The 17,641-nt window shown below is 56.0% G+C and carries 12 protein-coding genes and 1 pseudogene; 8 read left to right on the plus strand and 5 right to left on the minus strand.

Features of this window, described 5'->3' with window-relative positions:
- Positions 1-266 precede the first annotated feature (266 nt).
- Together sfsA and thpR are read right to left on the minus strand one after the other, a co-directional pair.
- Entirely contained in the window at positions 267-971 is a 705-nt protein-coding gene (sfsA, locus tag O1Q74_RS05210) for a DNA/RNA nuclease SfsA (protein WP_271876702.1), read from the minus strand.
- A 36-nt stretch (positions 972-1,007) separates the two neighbouring features.
- On the minus strand, positions 1,008-1,538 hold the full coding sequence (gene thpR / locus O1Q74_RS05215; RefSeq protein ID WP_271876705.1) for an RNA 2',3'-cyclic phosphodiesterase: 531 nt from the start codon (positions 1,536-1,538) through the stop codon (positions 1,008-1,010).
- A 92-nt stretch (positions 1,539-1,630) separates the two neighbouring features.
- Here thpR and hrpB point away from each other — a divergent pair, with 92 nt between their 5' ends.
- The 5 genes from hrpB (at position 1,631) to fhuB (ending at position 11,123) form a co-directional block, all read left to right on the plus strand.
- Positions 1,631-4,111 (plus strand): ATP-dependent helicase HrpB, encoded by a 2,481-nt coding sequence (gene hrpB / locus O1Q74_RS05220; RefSeq protein WP_271876708.1) that lies wholly within the window; start codon positions 1,631-1,633, stop codon positions 4,109-4,111.
- Positions 4,112-4,213: 102 nt separating this feature from the next.
- Positions 4,214-6,691, plus strand: a complete 2,478-nt coding sequence (gene mrcB, locus O1Q74_RS05225; RefSeq protein ID WP_271876711.1) for a bifunctional glycosyl transferase/transpeptidase — start codon at positions 4,214-4,216, stop codon at positions 6,689-6,691.
- Positions 6,692-7,359: 668 nt separating this feature from the next.
- Entirely contained in the window at positions 7,360-8,157 is a 798-nt protein-coding gene (fhuC, locus tag O1Q74_RS05230) for a Fe3+-hydroxamate ABC transporter ATP-binding protein FhuC (protein WP_271876714.1), read from the plus strand.
- A 16-nt stretch (positions 8,158-8,173) separates the two neighbouring features.
- The gene (gene fhuD, locus O1Q74_RS05235) at positions 8,174-9,100 is read left to right on the plus strand and encodes a Fe(3+)-hydroxamate ABC transporter substrate-binding protein FhuD (RefSeq protein ID WP_271876716.1); all 927 of its coding nucleotides are present in this window, start codon (positions 8,174-8,176) and stop codon (positions 9,098-9,100) included.
- A 70-nt stretch (positions 9,101-9,170) separates the two neighbouring features.
- Positions 9,171-11,123 carry a Fe(3+)-hydroxamate ABC transporter permease FhuB gene (fhuB, locus tag O1Q74_RS05240; RefSeq protein ID WP_442953139.1) on the plus strand — a complete coding sequence of 651 codons (1,953 nt, stop codon included), beginning with the start codon at positions 9,171-9,173 and terminating at the stop codon, positions 11,121-11,123.
- Between the two features lie 40 nt (positions 11,124-11,163).
- On the opposite strand, the gene O1Q74_RS05245 is transcribed toward fhuB, so the two are convergent.
- Positions 11,164-11,754: a LysE family translocator gene (locus tag O1Q74_RS05245; protein ID WP_271876722.1), complete on the minus strand. Its 591-nt coding sequence runs from the start codon at positions 11,752-11,754 to the stop codon at positions 11,164-11,166.
- 135 nt (positions 11,755-11,889) lie between these two features.
- Between O1Q74_RS05245 and O1Q74_RS05250 the strand changes: the two genes are divergently transcribed.
- Positions 11,890-13,350, plus strand: coding sequence for an aminotransferase-like domain-containing protein (locus O1Q74_RS05250; protein WP_271876725.1), 1,461 nt, complete (start codon positions 11,890-11,892; stop codon positions 13,348-13,350).
- Positions 13,351-13,371: 21 nt separating this feature from the next.
- Here O1Q74_RS05250 and O1Q74_RS05255 read toward each other — a convergent pair whose 3' ends face one another.
- Both O1Q74_RS05255 and hemL read right to left on the minus strand, forming a co-directional pair.
- Positions 13,372-13,995, minus strand: a complete 624-nt coding sequence (locus O1Q74_RS05255; protein WP_271876727.1) for a glutathione S-transferase family protein — start codon at positions 13,993-13,995, stop codon at positions 13,372-13,374.
- A 183-nt stretch (positions 13,996-14,178) separates the two neighbouring features.
- Complete coding sequence (gene hemL / locus O1Q74_RS05260; protein WP_271876730.1) at positions 14,179-15,459, minus strand: glutamate-1-semialdehyde 2,1-aminomutase; 1,281 nt, start codon at positions 15,457-15,459, stop codon at positions 14,179-14,181.
- Positions 15,460-15,712: 253 nt separating this feature from the next.
- Between hemL and O1Q74_RS05265 the strand changes: the two are divergent.
- Positions 15,713-16,216, plus strand: a pseudogene (locus O1Q74_RS05265) (chloride channel protein); the annotation flags it as partial.
- 51 nt (positions 16,217-16,267) lie between these two features.
- A protein-coding gene (locus O1Q74_RS05270) for an IS3 family transposase (protein WP_271873361.1) occupies positions 16,268-17,631 on the plus strand; the annotation gives its coding sequence in 2 pieces (ribosomal slippage) (positions 16,268-16,745 and positions 16,745-17,631; 1,365 coding nt in all).
- The last annotated feature ends 10 nt before the right edge of the window (positions 17,632-17,641 follow it).

Raw genomic sequence — 17,641 nt, forward strand, 5'->3', positions numbered from 1 at the left:
TGCTTCTCCTACATAACACGACACGCATAATACCCTTTTATGCAGTGAAGATGCGGCGTTGTTGACCAGAACTTCAGCTATCTGGGTATATCGGCCCCCAAAAGGGGGAAAAAACAGGCCGCTATAAATAGCAGATGAAGATGGGGTTGGCAATGCTTCCTGACACCGGCCTGATAAAGTGTGAGGAACAACCCGTATACATTAAATAATAAACAATGTGTTACGCCTTTTATGGTGCGTTTGGCGTGTTATGCAATGCTTTTACGTCATGCCAACAACGGTAGTTTGTGCGTCAATGTAATACCGTCAGGGCATAATGTGGAGCCGTAACATAAAATTTCAACCCCTGCCCGTTGTGCTTCTGTAAATAATTCCGCATAGCGTGCATCAATATGCCGGGCGGGAGAAACCTGCTGGATTCCTGAATGGAGCACGGCGAAAAACAGTACCGCGCGTTTTCCATTGGAAACCATCTGTTGCAGCTCACGTAGATGCTTCTGCCCTCTGAGTGTAACCGCATCGGGAAAGTAACCACATTCATGTTGCAATAATGTGACGGATTTCACCTCAATATAGCAGTCAATCTTACCCGGCGCCTGCAAAAGCAGGTCGACTCGGCTATTTTCCGTACCGTATTTCACTTCTGTTTTTACGTCCGAATAGCCCGCCAACTCTTCTATGCGATTTTCCAATAAGGCTTCGTACAATAATGTGTTGGCACGCAGAGTATTGACACAAATCCAGTGATTTTGTTGCGTTTCAGTCAGTTCCCAGCTCTGTGGATACTTACGCTTAGGATTATCGGACGTTGAGTACCAAACGGTATCGCCGGGCGTGGCACAGCCTGTCATCGCACCAGTATTGGCACAGTGCAGCGTAAGCGTCTCACCTTCCGGGGTCACGACATCGGCCAAAAAGCGTTTGTAACGCTTAATCAACCGGGCAGGTTGTAAACGTGGGTTATAGTCCATGCGTATCCTGTTTTATGCGTTTATCCGCCTGCTCACTTATTTAATAAATGGCCAGCTTTCCAATTGTTGATAGCGGGTTTTGCCATTGTCGAAAAGTGACTCATAAAGCGAAAAGTGCGTCATGTCGACCTGCCAACTGAAGGTGGCGGGGGGAATCGCAACGGGGCGAGTCGCGCCGCGCAATAGCGTAATGTGTGGATGGAAAGGTAATGCCGTTTGATAACAGCCGTTGCGTGCGGCCTGAGAGCGCAGCAGTTCCGCGAGCTGTAGCAGCCCACGCGGTGCACGGCGGCAGCCCAGCCAGACCACGCCGGGACGTGGCCAGTGTCCGGCGTCATCCAGCGTAAGGGAAAAGGCGGGTTGATGGATGCGGCCCGCCAATGTCTGTAGAACCTGCGCTTTTTGTTCACTAACGTCACCCAAAAAAGCCAGCGTCAGATGAAGGTTGGCCGCCGCGACCGGACGACCCGCTTCCGGGGCGAAGTGCTCGGCACGCCAGCGGATAATCTCTTGCTGTATGGTTTCCGGTAGTGATAGGGCAAAAAACAGGCGGCGGGGGGCTGACATGGCGATCTCTCTGTGCTGATTCCATCCGATGCGATATTCATCATGATGCTACAATGCTCGCCGCTGAAAGTTAACCTTATACGGAGATGTCTGTGATTTTACCGCCCGTCAGCGCTGTGCTGGATGATGTCATAACGGCGCTACATACCGCGCCTCAGGTGCTGCTCAATGCCCCAACAGGGGCGGGAAAATCGACCTGGCTGCCGTTGCAATTGCTGCAACAGGGTAAGCTGAACGGGCGCATCATCATGCTGGAGCCGCGTCGTCTGGCGGCGAAGAGCGTAGCCTGGCGGTTGGCGCAGCAGCTCGGTGAGGAACCGGGACAGACGATAGGTTATCGCATGCGCTCAGAAAGCCGCGTGAGCGACGCAACGAAACTGGAAGTCGTCACCGAAGGGATGTTAACCCGTTTGCTGCAACAGGATGCGGAACTGCAAGGCGTGGCGCTGATTATCCTTGATGAATTTCACGAGCGCAGCGTGCAGGCCGATTTGGCATTGGCGCTATTGCTCGATGTGCAACAAGGGCTGCGTGACGATTTAAAACTGCTGATTATGTCCGCCACGCTCGACAATGCGCGGCTGGCGGCGCTGCTGCCGGAAGCTGTCTGCGTGGTGTCTGAAGGTCGCAGTTATCCGGTTGAGCGGTGTTACGCGCCGCTAAATAATCAGGAACGATTGGAAGAGGGCGTGGCGCGACAGGTGCGACGCTTGCTCAGTGAAGAAGACGGCTCGCTGCTGCTGTTTTTGCCCGGTGTTGCGGAGATTCGCCGTGTGCAGGCACTGCTGGAAAATAGCGTGTCGGGCGAGACGGATCTCTGTCCGTTATACGGCGCATTAACGCTGGCGGAGCAGCAAAAGGCGATTCTGCCTGCCGAGCCGGGTCGTCGTAAGGTGGTGTTAGCCACCAATATTGCAGAAACCAGTCTGACGATTCAAGGGATCCGGCTGGTGGTGGATAGCGGTCTTGAACGTGTTGCCAGCTTTGATGTGAAAAGCGGCGTCACCCGATTGGTGACACAGCGAATCAGTCAGGCCTCTATGGTGCAGCGCGCCGGACGTGCCGGACGCTTAAGCCCCGGCATTTGCTGGCACCTGTGCTCGCGTGAACAGGCAGAACGCGCAGCGGCGCAAAGCGACGCTGAGATACTGAACAGCGATTTAAGCAGCGTCTGGCTGGACTTATTACAGTGGGGCTGTACCGATGTGGCGCAGTTAACCTGGCTGGATACACCACCCGCTCCCGGGCTGTATGCCGCACGCCAGCTACTGCGCCAGCTTGGCATTACCGATGAACAGGATCGGTTGACCGCAGAGGGGCGCAAGATCGCCGCGCTAGGTAGCGATGCTCGTTTGGCGACGATGTTGTATGCCGCTTCACAGCAAAATTCAGATGCGCTGGCCACCGCCGGATGTCTGGCGGCGATACTGGAAGAGCCGCCGCGTAGCGGGTCGATCAATCTGGCCGATTGGCTGCATCGTCCGCTGCCGCACTGGCTGCGGCGGGCAAAACAGCTAACGCGTCGTTTATCGACGGCTTCGGGGCGTATCGCTGATTTTGGGCATATTGACAGTGGAGAAGCCGACTGGCTGCTGGCGCAGGCTTTCCCAGACCGCATTGCCCGGCGGCGCAGTCAGGATGGGCGCTACCAGCTTGCTAACGGAAGCGGCGCGATGATGTCGGCTGATGACGCGCTGTCGGGTACGGAGTGGTTGCTGGCTCCGACGCTCTTACAGAACGATCGATTAGTGCAAAATAAGCAAAGCGCGGAGGCGCGGATCCTGCTGGCGTTGCCGCTGGATATTGAGCGGCTGGAACGGCGGCTACCCGGACTAATAAATGAACATAACGTGGTGCACTGGGACGAAGAAAAGGGTACTCTGCGCGCCAGCCAGCGTGACCAGATAGGTTGCCTGACCTTGAGAACACGCCCGCTGAACAAGCCTTCCGATGAAGCACTACAGCAGGCGATGTTATCCTGGATTCGGGAGCAGGGCATTGCTGCATTAAACTGGGACGAGGCGTCGTTGCAGCTACGCGCCCGGCTACAGTGTGCTCACCAGTGGTTGCCTGAAGTTGACTGGCCGCGAGTGGATGATGAAACGCTGCTGGCAACGCTGGAAATCTGGCTACAGCCGTCGCTGTCCGGCGTGCGTGATTTACGAGCGCTGCACCAGATTAGTTTGAGCGATGCGCTGCTGCGGCTGTTGGACTGGTCGCTGCACCAGCGGCTGGATAGCGCATTGCCCACGCACTACACGGCACCCGGGGGCAGTCGTTTGCCTATCGCCTATTATGACGATAAGCCACCGGTGCTATCGGTGCGGATGCAGGAAATGTTCGGTGAGCAGCAGAGCCCGCTGCTGGCGGAAGGTCGTGTGGCGCTGGTGTTGGAGCTTTTATCGCCAGCGCAGCGTCCACTACAGATTACGCGTGATTTAGCCGCATTTTGGCAAGGCACGTACCGCGAGGTGCAAAAAGAGATGAAGGGGCGTTACCCCAAGCATGTCTGGCCGGACGATCCGGCGAATACGGCTCCAACGAGGCGTACCAAGAAATATCAGAATCACTAATTTCAGACGTTTCCGCTTTCCCAAAAAAGGGGCTGGAAACAGAGTAGGCGGCTTGAGCGCACTGCAGATAGCCGTGAACAACCTGATGGAGAAGTTATTGTAATGTCTGGGGATGACCGCGAACCTATCGGACGCAAAGGGAGAGCGCCAAAACGTAAACCTGAACGCAAACAGGCTATACGACGTCGCAGGGATGACGACTATGATGATGATGACTACGATGATTATCAGGACGACTATGACGACGATGATGATGACGGCGACGAAACCATGACGCGTAAATCGCAGAGAAGGCGACGTTGGCTGGGACTGGCAATTAAACTGTTCCTGATCTTTGCCGTGGCGATGGCGATCTATGGTGTGTACCTCGACAGCCAGATCCGCAGCCGTATTGAAGGCAAAGTCTGGCAGTTGCCCGCCGCCGTCTATGGCCGCATGGTCAACCTTGAACCCGGCATGGCCTACAGTCAGAAAGAGATGATTAGTCTGCTGGAAGGCATGCAATATCGTCAGGTAAGCCGGATTACCCGTCCGGGCGAGTTTAGCGTGCGCGGCAACAGTATCGATATGCTGCGTCGGCCTTTTGATTTCCCTGATGGGAAAGAAGGGCAGATTCAGGCGCGTCTGACGTTTGCCAACGATCGCCTGTCGCAGATCCAGAATCTGGACAACCAGCGCAACTTCGGCTTTTTCCGTCTCGATCCGAAACTGATCACCATGATGCAGTCACCGAATGGCGAACAGCGTTTATTCGTGCCGCGTTCCGGCTTCCCCGATCTGCTGGTTGATACGCTGGTCGCGACCGAAGACCGCCATTTTTATGAACATGATGGTATTAGCCTGTACTCGATTGGCCGTGCGTTTTTAGCCAACATCACGGCAGGACGCGCGGTACAGGGCGGCAGTACGCTGACGCAGCAGTTGGTTAAGAACCTGTTCCTGACTAACGAGCGTTCGCTGTGGCGTAAAGCCAATGAAGCCTATATGGCGCTGATCATGGATTACCGCTACAGCAAGGATCGTATCCTTGAGCTGTACCTTAACGAGGTGTACCTTGGTCAGAGCGGTAACGATCAGATCCGCGGCTTCCCGCTTGCCAGCCTGTACTATTTTGGTCGCCCGGTGAATGAACTGAGTCTCGATCAGCAGGCGCTGCTGGTGGGGATGGTGAAAGGGGCGTCGCTGTACAATCCGTGGCGTAATCCGGAGATTACGTTAGAGCGACGCAATCTGGTGCTGCGTCTGTTGCAGAATCAGCAGGTGATTGATGCCGATCTGTACAACATGCTGAGCGCGCGTCCGCTGGGTGTACAGCCGAAAGGCGGCGTCATCAGCCCTCAGCCCGCGTTTATGCAACTGGTGCGTCAGGAACTGCAACAGCGGCTTGGCGACAAGGTTAACGATCTCTCCGGCGTGAAGATCTTTACCACGCTCGATCCGGTCTCGCAGGATGCGGCGGAAAAAGCGGTGGAAGTCGGGGTTCCGGCACTGCGCGCAGGCCGTAACGTCAGCGATCTGGAAGCGGCGATGGTGATTGTCGATCGTTTTAGCGGCGAAGTTCGCGCGATGGTGGGCGGTTCTCAAACGCAGTACGCCGGGTTTAACCGTGCGCTACAGGCGCGTCGCCCCGTTGGGTCGCTGGCGAAGCCGCCGACCTACCTGACAGCCCTGAGTCAGCCGGACAGCTATCGTCTGAATACCTGGCTGGCGGATGAGCCGCTGTCGATCAAACAGCCGAACGGGCAATTGTGGCAGCCGAAGAACTACGATCGTGAGTTCCGCGGCCGCGTCATGCTGGTTGATGCGCTGGCGAACTCGCTGAACGTGCCGACCGTCAATCTGGGGATGGCCGTGGGACTGAATCAGATCACGGAAACGTTGAAGCGTTTAGGGATTCCGGAAAACGTGATTCAGCCTGTACCGGCTATGCTGCTGGGGGCGATCAGTCTGACGCCGATGGAAGTGGCGCAGGAATACCAGACGATCGCCAGCGGCGGCAACCGTGCACCGCTTTCCTCACTGCGTTCGGTGATTGCGGAAGATGGTACGGTGTTGTACCAGAGCTTCCCGCAGGCCGAACGGGCGGTTCCGGCGCAGGCGGCCTATCTGACGCTGTATGGTATGCAGCAGGTTGTCGAACGCGGTACGTCGCGTTCGCTGGCGGTGAAATTCCCGAATTATCACTTGGCGGCGAAAACCGGTACCACCAATGACCTGCGTGACAGCTGGTTTGCCGGTATCGACGGTAAAGAAGTGGCGATTAGCTGGGTAGGGCGCGATAACAACGGCCCGGCCAAGCTGACCGGGGCGAACGGTGCGCTGACGATTTATCGTCGCTATCTGGAAAACCAAACGCCTCTGCCGCTCATGTTGACGCCGCCGGAAGGCATTACGACCATGACGGTGGATGCCAGCGGTAACTTTATCTGTAACGGCAGCAGCGCCGGACGCGTACTGCCGGTCTGGACGGATAACCCGCAGGCGCTATGTCAGGCCAGCCAGCCGCAGCCTTCGGCGCAGCAGGATCAGCAAAACGGAGAAGGTGTCGCTGACTGGATCAAACAAATGTTTGGTCAATAAGCGCTTCTCACTGCCCCCGGTTAATCTATTGTTTCTTATAGATAAAGACAGGGGAATCACGTGTTTTGTCGTTATCTGGCGTAAAAAATTATGCTGAGGAGATAGCAGGCTTAGGATGAGCCGCATGGACGCGGCGAAAGCTTGCGCCACGTCGGACAAAAACGTCAAAGACGTTTTTGAACAGCACTTGTGCTGGCCCGAAGGGCGAGCCCCATTTATGGGGCGAGTAAACGTGTCGCAAGCGGTCCGTTAAGCCTGATACCGACGAAGGAACCGCGTCAGCGGCATAATTCGCGCTAAAAGCCGGGGTTCATAGGGGGCTGGCGTAGCCCCCTATGTCGGGCGCGTGCTACAAGGTAGCATGAAAATAACGGTATTATCGCGCACGAAACCGCCTCAATAGTGGCATAAAATGTTCCTAATAGGCTGAATCTAATTGGATTTTTTTTCTCTGCTATTTTGAGACGAGCACCGCATCCTGCCTGAGACCGCTTTTCCTGCCATGCCATTCTGTTGCTGACAGGTAAAAGTCTTGCGATTGGTATTCTGTTGCGCCTATCATGCTGCCTTTATCGTAATCATTATCGTTCTCTTTTAGACTGACGATTACGGGAATAGTGAATTCTGCTCACCCCTTTCCTTCGGTGACACTACAAACCAAAAACGCTATGCAAAATCAAACTGTACTGCCTGATACCACCTTCAGACTGGACGACGTCAGCTTTTCTGTCGCCGGACGCACGTTGCTACACCCGCTCTCTATCACGTTCCCTGTCGGGAAAGTATGCGGCCTGATTGGGCATAACGGCTCGGGCAAATCGACCTTGCTGAAAATTTTGGGCCGTCACCAGCCTGCCAGCAGCGGAACGGCATTGCTGGGAGAACAGGTGATTGGAAGCTGGGACAGCAAATTGTTCGCCCGTCAGGTGGCTTATTTACCGCAGCAGCTTCCTGCCGCCGAAGGGATGACCGTGCGTGAACTGGTGGCTGTAGGGCGTTACCCGTGGCATGGCGCATTAGGCCGTTTCGGTAGTGCCGATCGGGAAAAGGTCGAAGAAGCCATCATGCTGGTAGGACTAAAGCCATTCGCGAATCGTCTGGTGGATAGCCTGTCCGGCGGGGAACGGCAGCGAGCCTGGCTGGCGATGACGGTGGCGCAGGATAGCCGCTGTCTGTTACTGGATGAACCAACTTCCGCATTGGATATTGCCCATCAGGTTGAGGTGCTGGCGCTGATTCAGCGCATGAGCCGCGAGCGCGGTATCACCGTCATTGCGGTGCTGCATGATATCAATATGGCTGCCCGCTACTGCGATCACTTGGTGGCACTGCGCGGTGGCAACATGATTGCGCAGGGTGAGCCTGTCGCGCTGATGCAAGGGGACGTACTGGAAAACATCTACGGTATTCCCATGGGCATTTTGCCCCATCCGGCTGGTGGCGCACCGGTCAGCTTCGTTTGTTAACTCGGTTTCCCTGCTCATGATGCCTGAATGTTTTTCTTCTCCACCCTCTCCCGATCCGCTACGCCGTCGTTTGCTGACGGCGCTGCTGCTGTCCCCACTGGTTTATTCGGCGGCAAGCAGGGGAGGAACGCGTGATTTTCCCGATCTAAACCGCATTGTGGCGCTGGAATGGTTGCCGGTTGAGCTGCTTCTGGCACTAGGCATCACACCCTTCGCGATCGCGGATAAACATAACTACAACCTGTGGGTGAAAGAGCCTGCACTGCCTGAATCGGTAATTGATGTGGGGCTGCGTACCGAACCTAATCTGGAATTGCTGACGCAGATTCGCCCATCCATGATTCTTTACTCTGAAGGCTACGGTCCTTCGGTCGCGAAAATGTCCCGTATCTCTCCGATGCTGGGCTTTGGCTTTAGCAGCGAACAGGGAAAACCGCTGACGGCGGCACAGTCCTCGGTCATGAAACTGGCTGATGCGCTAAATATGAAGGCGGCCGGGGAACGACACCTGACGGAACTGGCGCAGTTTCTCCAGCAGGAAAAAATCACCCTTCAGCCGTATACCCAGCGGCCTCTGCTGCTGATCACGCTGGTCGACAGTCGCCATGTGTTGGTGATTGGCAAGAACAGCCTGTTTCAGGAAGTGATGGATCACATCGGGATAGAGAATGCCTGGCGTGGTGAAACCAGCTTCTGGGGCAGTACGATTGTGGGTATTGAAAGCTTGGCGGAGATCGGCGATGCCCATGTGCTCTGTTTTGAACACGGTGATAGTGCCGCGCTCGATCGGCTTGATAGCAATCCGATCTGGCAGGCCATGCCGTTTGTACGTCAACAGCGTGTGCAGCGCGTGCCGGCTGTCTGGCTGTATGGCGGAACGCTCTCGGCGATGCGCTTCTGCCGTGTATTGAATCAGGCACTGGAGGCGAGAAATCATGGCTAATCCTCTGTCTGTTGGTTCCTCGACCGCGTATCAACGCGTGAGTCATCCGCTGGTGCTGCCGGTGGTCGTGATGGGTTTTCTACTGATCGTGATGCTGGGTATGGGCAGCTACAATTTGCAGCAGCAATTACCGGTATCACAGTGGTTTGACGCGCTGAGCCAACCGGTATCGAACACGATGCAGCCGCTTCTGTTTTACTACAGCCTGTTGCCACGTATGGTGCTGGCGCTGCTGATTGGCGCGGGGCTGGGGCTGTGCGGTGTGTTATTCCAGCAGGTCTTGCGTAATCCGCTGGCCGAGCCGTCAACGCTGGGGATTGCCACGGGCGCACAGCTCGGGATCACGGTCGTTACGCTGTGGGCGCTGCCCGGCGGCGCATGGACCCAGCAGGCCGCGGCGATGATCGGCGCGCTGGTGGTTGGTGTGTTGGTGTTTGGCGTCGCCTGGGGCAAGCGATTATCGCCGGTGACGCTGATACTGGCGGGGCTGGTGCTGAGTTTCTACTGTAGCGCGGTCAATCAGCTACTGGTGCTTTTCCATCATGAGCAGCTTCAGGGCTTGTTCCTGTGGAGCAGCGGCGTACTGAACCAGCAGGACTGGAGCAATGTACAGTTTGTGCTTCCGCGTCTTCTGGCGTGTTTCTGTCTGGCGCTGCTGTTGATTCGCCCGCTAACGCTGCTGGGGCTGGATGACGGCGTTGCGCGTAATCTGGGGCTTGGGCTATCGCTGGCACGTTTGAGTGCGCTGGGGCTGGGGATTTTCCTGTGTGCTCAGTTGGTGAACGCTGCGGGGATTATCGGTTTTATCGGCCTGTTTGCACCGCTGCTGGCGAAAATGCTGGGCGCACGGCGCTTGCTTCACCGCCTTTTGCTCGCGCCGCTGTTGGGGGCGTTGTTGCTTGGCGTTGCCGATCAGGGCGTTATCTGGCTGAGTCGAGTGTGGTTTGATGTCCCAACGGGCGCGGCGACTGCGCTGATTGGCGCGCCGTTGCTACTGTGGCTGCTGCCGCGCCTGCGTAATAGTGGCCAGCCCGCGATGATCGACAGCAACAGCACGCCGACGGTTGAACGTCGCCTGTGGGGAACGTGGCTGGTACTCGGCATCATGCTGTTAGGAATGGTGGTGATCGCGGCGCTGATGGTAGGGAAAGATGCCGAAGGCTGGCAGTGGGGCGCTGGCGATGTGCTAGCGCAGTTGCTCTCATGGCGCTGGCCTCGGGTGCTGGCGGCGCTAACAGCCGGGGTGCTGCTGGCGGTGGCGGGAACGCTAATACAGAAACTGACGGGCAACCCGATGGGGAGCCCGGAAGTGCTGGGGATTAGCTCCGGTGCGTCGTTTGGCGTCATTATTTTGCTGTTCTTCGTTCCCGGTAATGCGTTCGTGTGGCTGCTTCCGGCCGGTAGTGCAGGGGCGGCGTTGACGCTGCTGATCATGGTGATTATTGCCGGACGTGGTGGTTTCTCCACGCAGCGTATGCTGTTGGCTGGGATCGCGCTGAGCATGGCGTTCACCACCGTGATTGCGCTGCTGTTGGCCAGTGGCGACCCGCGCATGGGAACCGTGCTGACCTGGCTGTCGGGCTCAACCTATGCGGTCGAGCCGGCAGACGCAATACGCACGGCGGTGATTGCCGTTCTGCTGCTGTTGATTGTCCCGCTGTGCCAGCGCTGGTTGCGTATTCTGCCGCTTGGTGCCACGACGGCCAGATCGCTTGGCGTGGCTGTCACGCCAGTTCGGCTGCTGGTTTTGCTGTTGGCATCGGTGCTGACCGCGATGGCAACCCTGATGGTTGGGCCGATGAGTTTTGTCGGGCTAATGGCGCCTCACATGGCGCGGATGCTTGGCTTTAACCGCGTGTTGCCGCAAATTGCCAGTTCGGCATTGATTGGCGGCGCGCTGATGGTGATGGCGGACTGGTTTGGTCGGATGATCCTCTTTCCGGCGCAGGTTCCGGCGGGGCTGCTCGCGACGTTTATCGGTGCACCTTATTTTGTTTATCTGCTACGTAAGCAGGTGAAATGACGCGAGCGCGGCGGGAAAGGAAACCCGCCGCAACGGGGGATTAGCTGGAGAGCTTGATGGCTTCAGCCAGCATCCAGCATGTGGTGAGTAGCAGAGAGAACGCCATTATGCCGTTGAAGGCTTTCAGTTTCCACGGTTCCTGAAGATGTTTGCCGATGCGATCGCCGAGCGCTGCCCAGACTAAAACGCAGGGCAGATTGAGTGCCATAAAGGCGATGACCGTGGTGAAAAGGCCACCGCTGGCGGTATAAAGCAGCGCGATGTTGCTGGCCATTAGCCAGGTCTTCGGATTCACCGCTTGAAATAGCGTCCCTTGCAGTGCAGTCATCGGCTGTACTCGCCCTTGTAGTTCCGGTGCCGATGAGCGCACGATTTTCCACGATAGCCACAGCAGATAGACGCACCCCAGCACGGTAAGAGGGAGGCGGATAACGCTCATCCAGCTCAGCAGAAGTTCCAGGGCCATACCCATCAGTGCCGTTTGTATCCCACAGCCAACGGTAATTCCCACCATCATCGGTAACGTACGGCGCAGGCCAAAATTGACGCCTGAGGTTGCCAGCAGCAGATTATTGGGTCCCGGCGTGATGGACATGACGGTGACGTAGCTGAAAAAAGAAGGGTCGAGCATGGTGTTATCCTGGTGATGGGGAAGAGCACTATAGTAGGCAGAAAAAATAAATGGTTACAGATACACAAAACAATTATTGTAATGGGTACAAATTGCATTAATCGTTAACTGTACTCATCGGCTGGCGGGGGAACTGTGTCCATCATCGACTCACAAGAAAGTACGCTCTATCAACAGCTCGCGGAAACCTTCGCCACGGCGATTCATCAAGGGACGTTAGCGCCGGGAAGCCGCTTGCCTTCTATTCGTCGCGTCGCCGGATCGCATCAGGTGAGTGTCAACACGGTGCTGAATGCCTGGCGTATTCTCGAAGATCGTGGGTTGATCGAAGCACGGCCACAGTCCGGCTATTTTGTGCGGGGGCGTCTGCCGTCGCTAACGGAAAGCAAGCCTCACCGAGCGCAGGTGATTGTGCCGGGCAGTGAGAAACTGGATCTGATTGATACCGTCTTTGCTGCTCAGACGCACCCTGACTACACCAACATTTCTCTGGCGTGTCCGCAGCATGCCGATTTCTACCCTACCGAAAAGATCAGCCGTATTGCCGCTTCCCTGCTGCGGCGGCAGCCTGAACTGATTGGTCGCTATGCGCTGCCGCCGGGCAGTGAGCGGCTGCGGCGCGAAGTGGCGCGGCGAGCCATGGATTTGGGTATGACATTGACGCGTGAAGATATCACGATCACCCACGGCTGTATGGAGGCGCTACAGCTGGCGCTGCGCACGGTTACGCAGCCGGGCGACTGTGTGGGCTTGGAAACGCCAACCTATTTTTATCTCTTTCCCCTGCTAGCCAGTCTGGGACTGAAAACGGTGGAGATTCCCACCGACCCGCAACGTGGCCTCGCGCTGGATGCGCTGGATCTGCTGCTGTCAGAACAGCGATTACAGGCGATTATCGCCATGCCGAACGCGCAGAATCCGTTAGGGTGCAGCATGACGCTGGCGGATAAAAAGCGGCTGGCAAAGCTGGTGAACGATTATCAGGTGCCGCTGATCGAGGATGGGTTATACAGCGAGCTTCAGTTTACCTGGCCGCTGTCGCCGACGGTGAAAGCCTTCGACCGCGAAGGCTGGGTGATTTACTGCTCCAGCTTCACGAAAACGCTGGCACCGGATTTTCGTATCGGCTGGATGGCGTCGGGCCGTTTCCGGGCCAAAGTGGCGCGGCTGAAAGCGGTATCGTCAATGGCGGAATCGGCGCTGCTATCGGAAACGCTGGCGCAGTTTCTGGAGTCCGGCGGTTACGATCACCATCTGCGCACGCTGCGCCGTCGCTATGCCGCACAGATGGATGAGGCGCGTGGGCTGATTGCCCGGCATTTTCCCCAAGGGACGCGCGCAACGCAGCCACAGGGTGGTTTTGTCTTTTGGCTGGAGTTACCAGGCAATGTGGATGGCGTTGAATTATTCCATCGCCTGCTGCAAGAGCGAATTTGTGTCACCCCCGGCGAGCTTTACACGTTGAGCGGCCGTTGTAAGCACGCGCTGCGGCTATCGTGCTGCTACCCGTTTGATGAACGCTACACGTATGCGCTTAAGCGCGCAGGGGCGCTGGCGTGTGAGATGAGCGGTATCGGGCCGGGTAGCGCGACGTAGTCTTATCCTTATGAACATCGCTTATGGCGTGCCGTTTCGTCCCCAGGTCAGGTAGCCTGCACGTGCGCTTAAGTGCTCATAGTAGGCGCGGACAGCGGGGTAGTCCGTGTGCTCTAGCGGCGTTTCATACCAGCGGTTTACCGACAGCCCGATCGGAATGTCGGCCAGTGTAAATGCGTCTCCAGCAACGTAGTGACCGGTTCGCTCCAATTGCTGATTCAAAATACCCATAGTGCGTGACCAAAGGTTGCTGGAGGCTGCCAGCAGTTGCGGATCCTGATGTGCGGGAGATTGGCGCACCAGCGACATAAAGGCGTAACGCCATGAAGGATTGAGTTCGGAGGCCTGCCAGTCGATCCATTGGTCGATCGAAGCACGGCTGCGTGGATCCTGCGGGTAAAGCCAGGCTCCGTCCTTCGCGTTGGCGAGGTAACGAATAATCGCGTTCGATTCCCACATGACAAAATCGTCATCCTGAATAACTGGTATCATGGCATTGGGATTGAGCGCCAAAAACGCGGGTGATTGCGGTGACTGATAGCCCTCACCCCAGTCTTCGCGGTCGAAGGGAATCGCCAATTCATCACACAGCCACAGCACTTTCCGCACGTTGATCGACGACGTGCGTCCTAGAATTTTTAACATAATCTCTCCGCTATTTTCAGGAACATAGACTTACTCATAACCAATTTGAGACGGCTTGTCATTCTCAAACGAGAATCCTGACGAAAAAAACGGGGGGGACGGAGGAGAGGGCGTCATGAAGGCTGAAACAACGGATGAATGCGACGGCGTCAGTGTGAGTGAATGACGCCGTCGAGATACACTTTACAGGCGTGAGAAGCAGAGCTGTGCGGCTTCGATGGTGCGGTCGATGTCCTGTGGCGTATGCGCCAGCGACATAAAGCCCGCTTCAAAAGCGGACGGCGCGAGATAAACCCCTTCTTCCAGCATCATGTGGAAGAACCGCTTAAAGCGCTCGACGTCGCACTTCATCACATCCTGATAGCAGGTGACGCTCTCGGCATCGGTGAAGAACAGACCAAACATACCACCCGCCTGATTCACGACTAGCGGAATATTTTCGGCTTTCGCGGCAGCCAGCAGGCCTTCTGCCAGCTGATTGGTCAACGCGGTGAGTTTTTCATGGACACCGGGTTTCGCGACTTCCGTCAAACAGGCAAAGCCTGCCGCCATAGCAATCGGGTTGCCGGACAGTGTTCCCGCCTGATAAACCGGACCGGTCGGCGCCAGCGCCTGCATGACTTCACGCTTGCCACCGAAGGCGCCAACTGGCATGCCGCCGCCGATGATTTTCCCCAGACAGGTCAGATCCGGCACCACGCCATAGTGCGACTGTGCACCCGCCAGTGCGACGCGGAAGCCGGTCATCACTTCATCGATGATGAACAGGGCACCAAACTCGTCGCACAGGGCGCGCAGGCCAGGAAGGAAATCCGGCAGCGGTGGAACGCAGTTCATGTTGCCTGCGACGGGTTCGACGATAATTGCGGCGATCTCGTCAGGGTATTGTTCAAATGCGGCGCGTACGGATGACAGATCGTTATAAACGCAGGTCAGCGTGTGGCGAGCAAAGTCGGCCGGAACGCCGGGAGAGTTCGGTTGACCCAGCGTCAGCGCGCCGGAACCGGCTTTCACCAACAGGCAATCGGCGTGGCCGTGGTAGCAGCCTTCAAATTTAATGATTTTGTCGCGACCAGTGTAGCCACGTGCCAGACGAATTGCGCTCATGGTGGCTTCGGTGCCGGAGTTGACCATCCGCACCATGTCCATGCTGGGCACCAGCGAGGTAACCAGACGTGCCATCTGCACTTCCATTTCGGTCGGCGCGCCAAAACTCAGGCCGCGTTCTGCGGCGGCGATCACCGCATCACGAATTGCCGGGTGATTGTGCCCCAGCACCATCGGACCCCACGACCCCACGTAATCAATGTACGCTTGCTCGTCAGCGTCGTAGAGATAAGCGCCATCAGCCCGCTCGATGAACAGCGGAGTACCGCCAACGCCGTTAAAAGCACGAACGGGTGAGTTCACACCGCCGGGAATAAGTTGCTGTGCCGCAGCATACAGGCTTTCAGATTTGTTCATTACGCGGTCCTGACTGGTCTTGATCGTAAAATGTAGGGGTATTCTAATGAACTGACCGCCGTTATGAAATCGCTGTGCGAATACCATTGAGTTTTCTTTGTTTTACGCTGAGCGATCATGGGCACCATTACCTTAAAAGGAGTAAGATTGACTTCTCTCTTATTCTGATGTGGCAGTACGACCTGTGGTTAAATTATCTACCGCTTCCTCGTCTTCTTTCTCTGCAACGCGCAAAGCCGCAATAAAACAGTTTATGCGGCAGGATAAAACGCCCGTATTGATTTTACTGCTGGCAGCCGCTGTCGGCTCTCTGGTGGGATTAGTCGGGGTCGCGTTTGAAAAAGCCGTCAATGGGGTGATGGCGTTTCGTATGACAACGCTTGCTGAATTCTCGGACCGCAGTTTTATCTGGGGGCTGGCGTTTGGGATTTCAGCACTGTTGGCGCTATGCGGTTACTTTCTGGTGCGTTACTTTGCGCCGGAAGCGGGCGGCTCGGGGATTCCTGAAATTGAAGGGGCGCTCGAAGAGCTGCGTCCTGTGCGATGGTGGCGCGTGCTTCCGGTAAAATTCTTTGGCGGCATTGGAACGCTCGGCTCGGGCATGGTGCTGGGTAGAGAGGGGCCAACGGTTCAACTCGGCGGTAATGTTGGTGGAATGATTGCCGATTTATTTCTCCGAAAACGACAGGAAGGGCGGCATACGCTTTTGGCCACGGGGGCGGCGGCGGGGTTATCCGCCGCGTTTAATGCGCCTCTGTGGACTGCACCCCAAAAGTTGGACACCCAACTGAGTAAGGTGCAGTTTTTTATGGCAAAGCCAAAATATTCCCTCGAAACCAGATTAGCTGTAGTTAATCACTACCTCGCCGGAAAAGATGGAACACATCGTACAGCTGAACGCTTTGGTGTTGAGAGAACATCAGTGCGACGCTGGGTAAGAGCCTGGCAACTCCATGGTATTGATGGCATTACCTGGAAAAATGACCGCCATTCTCCGGCGTTCCGGATGACTGTTGTCCAGACTGTTCTCAATGAAGAACTTTCGATGCGTGAAGCTGCCGCACGGTTTAATATCTCAACTGAAACCGTTGTCCGGCACTGGGTGAATGTATACAAAGACGCAGGTGAGAAAGGACTTCTGAGCATAAAACCAGGCCGGAGCAAGGACATGACAAAACCCAAAAAAACACCTCCACTTACCGATGCTGCACTGGAAAAGTTATCTCCCGAAGAACTGCGGGCTGAACTTCGTTACCTGCGCGCAGAGAATGCCTATCTAAAAAAGCTGAAGGCCTTAGTTCAAAGCGAGAAAAGCGGCAGAAAGCCGGAATAATCAGTGAGCTAAGGCTGGAGTATGCGCTCGGTGATCTTCTGCGTGCAGCGGGTATGTCCCGTAGTACGTGGTATCACAATATGAATGCGCTGAAGCGAGTGGACAGGCATGCCGGGCTGAAAGATAAAATCAGAGAGATTTACCACTATCACAAAGGGCGTTATGGCTACCGCAGGATCACACTCTCACTGAGAAAACAGGGGTTGTTGGTAAACCATAAAACTGTGCAGAGACTGATGGCGGAGCTGTCACTCCGCTCTCTGATAAGGGTGAAGAAATATCGTGCCTGGAAAGGGGAAATGGGCAAGGCTGCGCCCAATATCCTGAGCCGGAACTTCAGTGCATCGAAAGCCAACGAAAAATGGGTCACGGATGTTACAGAGTTCTCGGTGCAGGGTAAAAAGCTGTACCTGTCGCCGGTTCTCGATCTGTTTAACCGGGAGATTATCTCCTACAGCCTGTCGGAAAGGCCGGTGATGGAGATGGTTAATACGATGCTGCACGATGCGTTCTCAGCGCTCGGACCGGAGGATACACCGCTGCTGCACACGGATCAGGGCTGGCAATACCGAATGGCAGGCTATCAGGCAAAGTTAAAGGCACAGGGTATGACGCAAAGCATGTCACGCAAGGGAAACTGCCTGGATAACGCGGTGATGGAGAACTTCTTCGGCACACTGAAATCGGAGTGTTTTTACCTGAACAGGTTCAGCGATCTGAATGAACTGAGGAAGGCGATAGAGGACTATATCCATTACTATAACAACGAGCGGATCAGCCTGAAATTAAAAGGCCTGAGTCCGGTAGAATACCGAACCCGGGCCCTGATAGCCGCTTAACATGAACTGT

It is taken from the genome of Pectobacterium sp. A5351 (assembly GCF_028335745.1).
Lineage (GTDB): Bacteria > Pseudomonadota > Gammaproteobacteria > Enterobacterales > Enterobacteriaceae > Pectobacterium.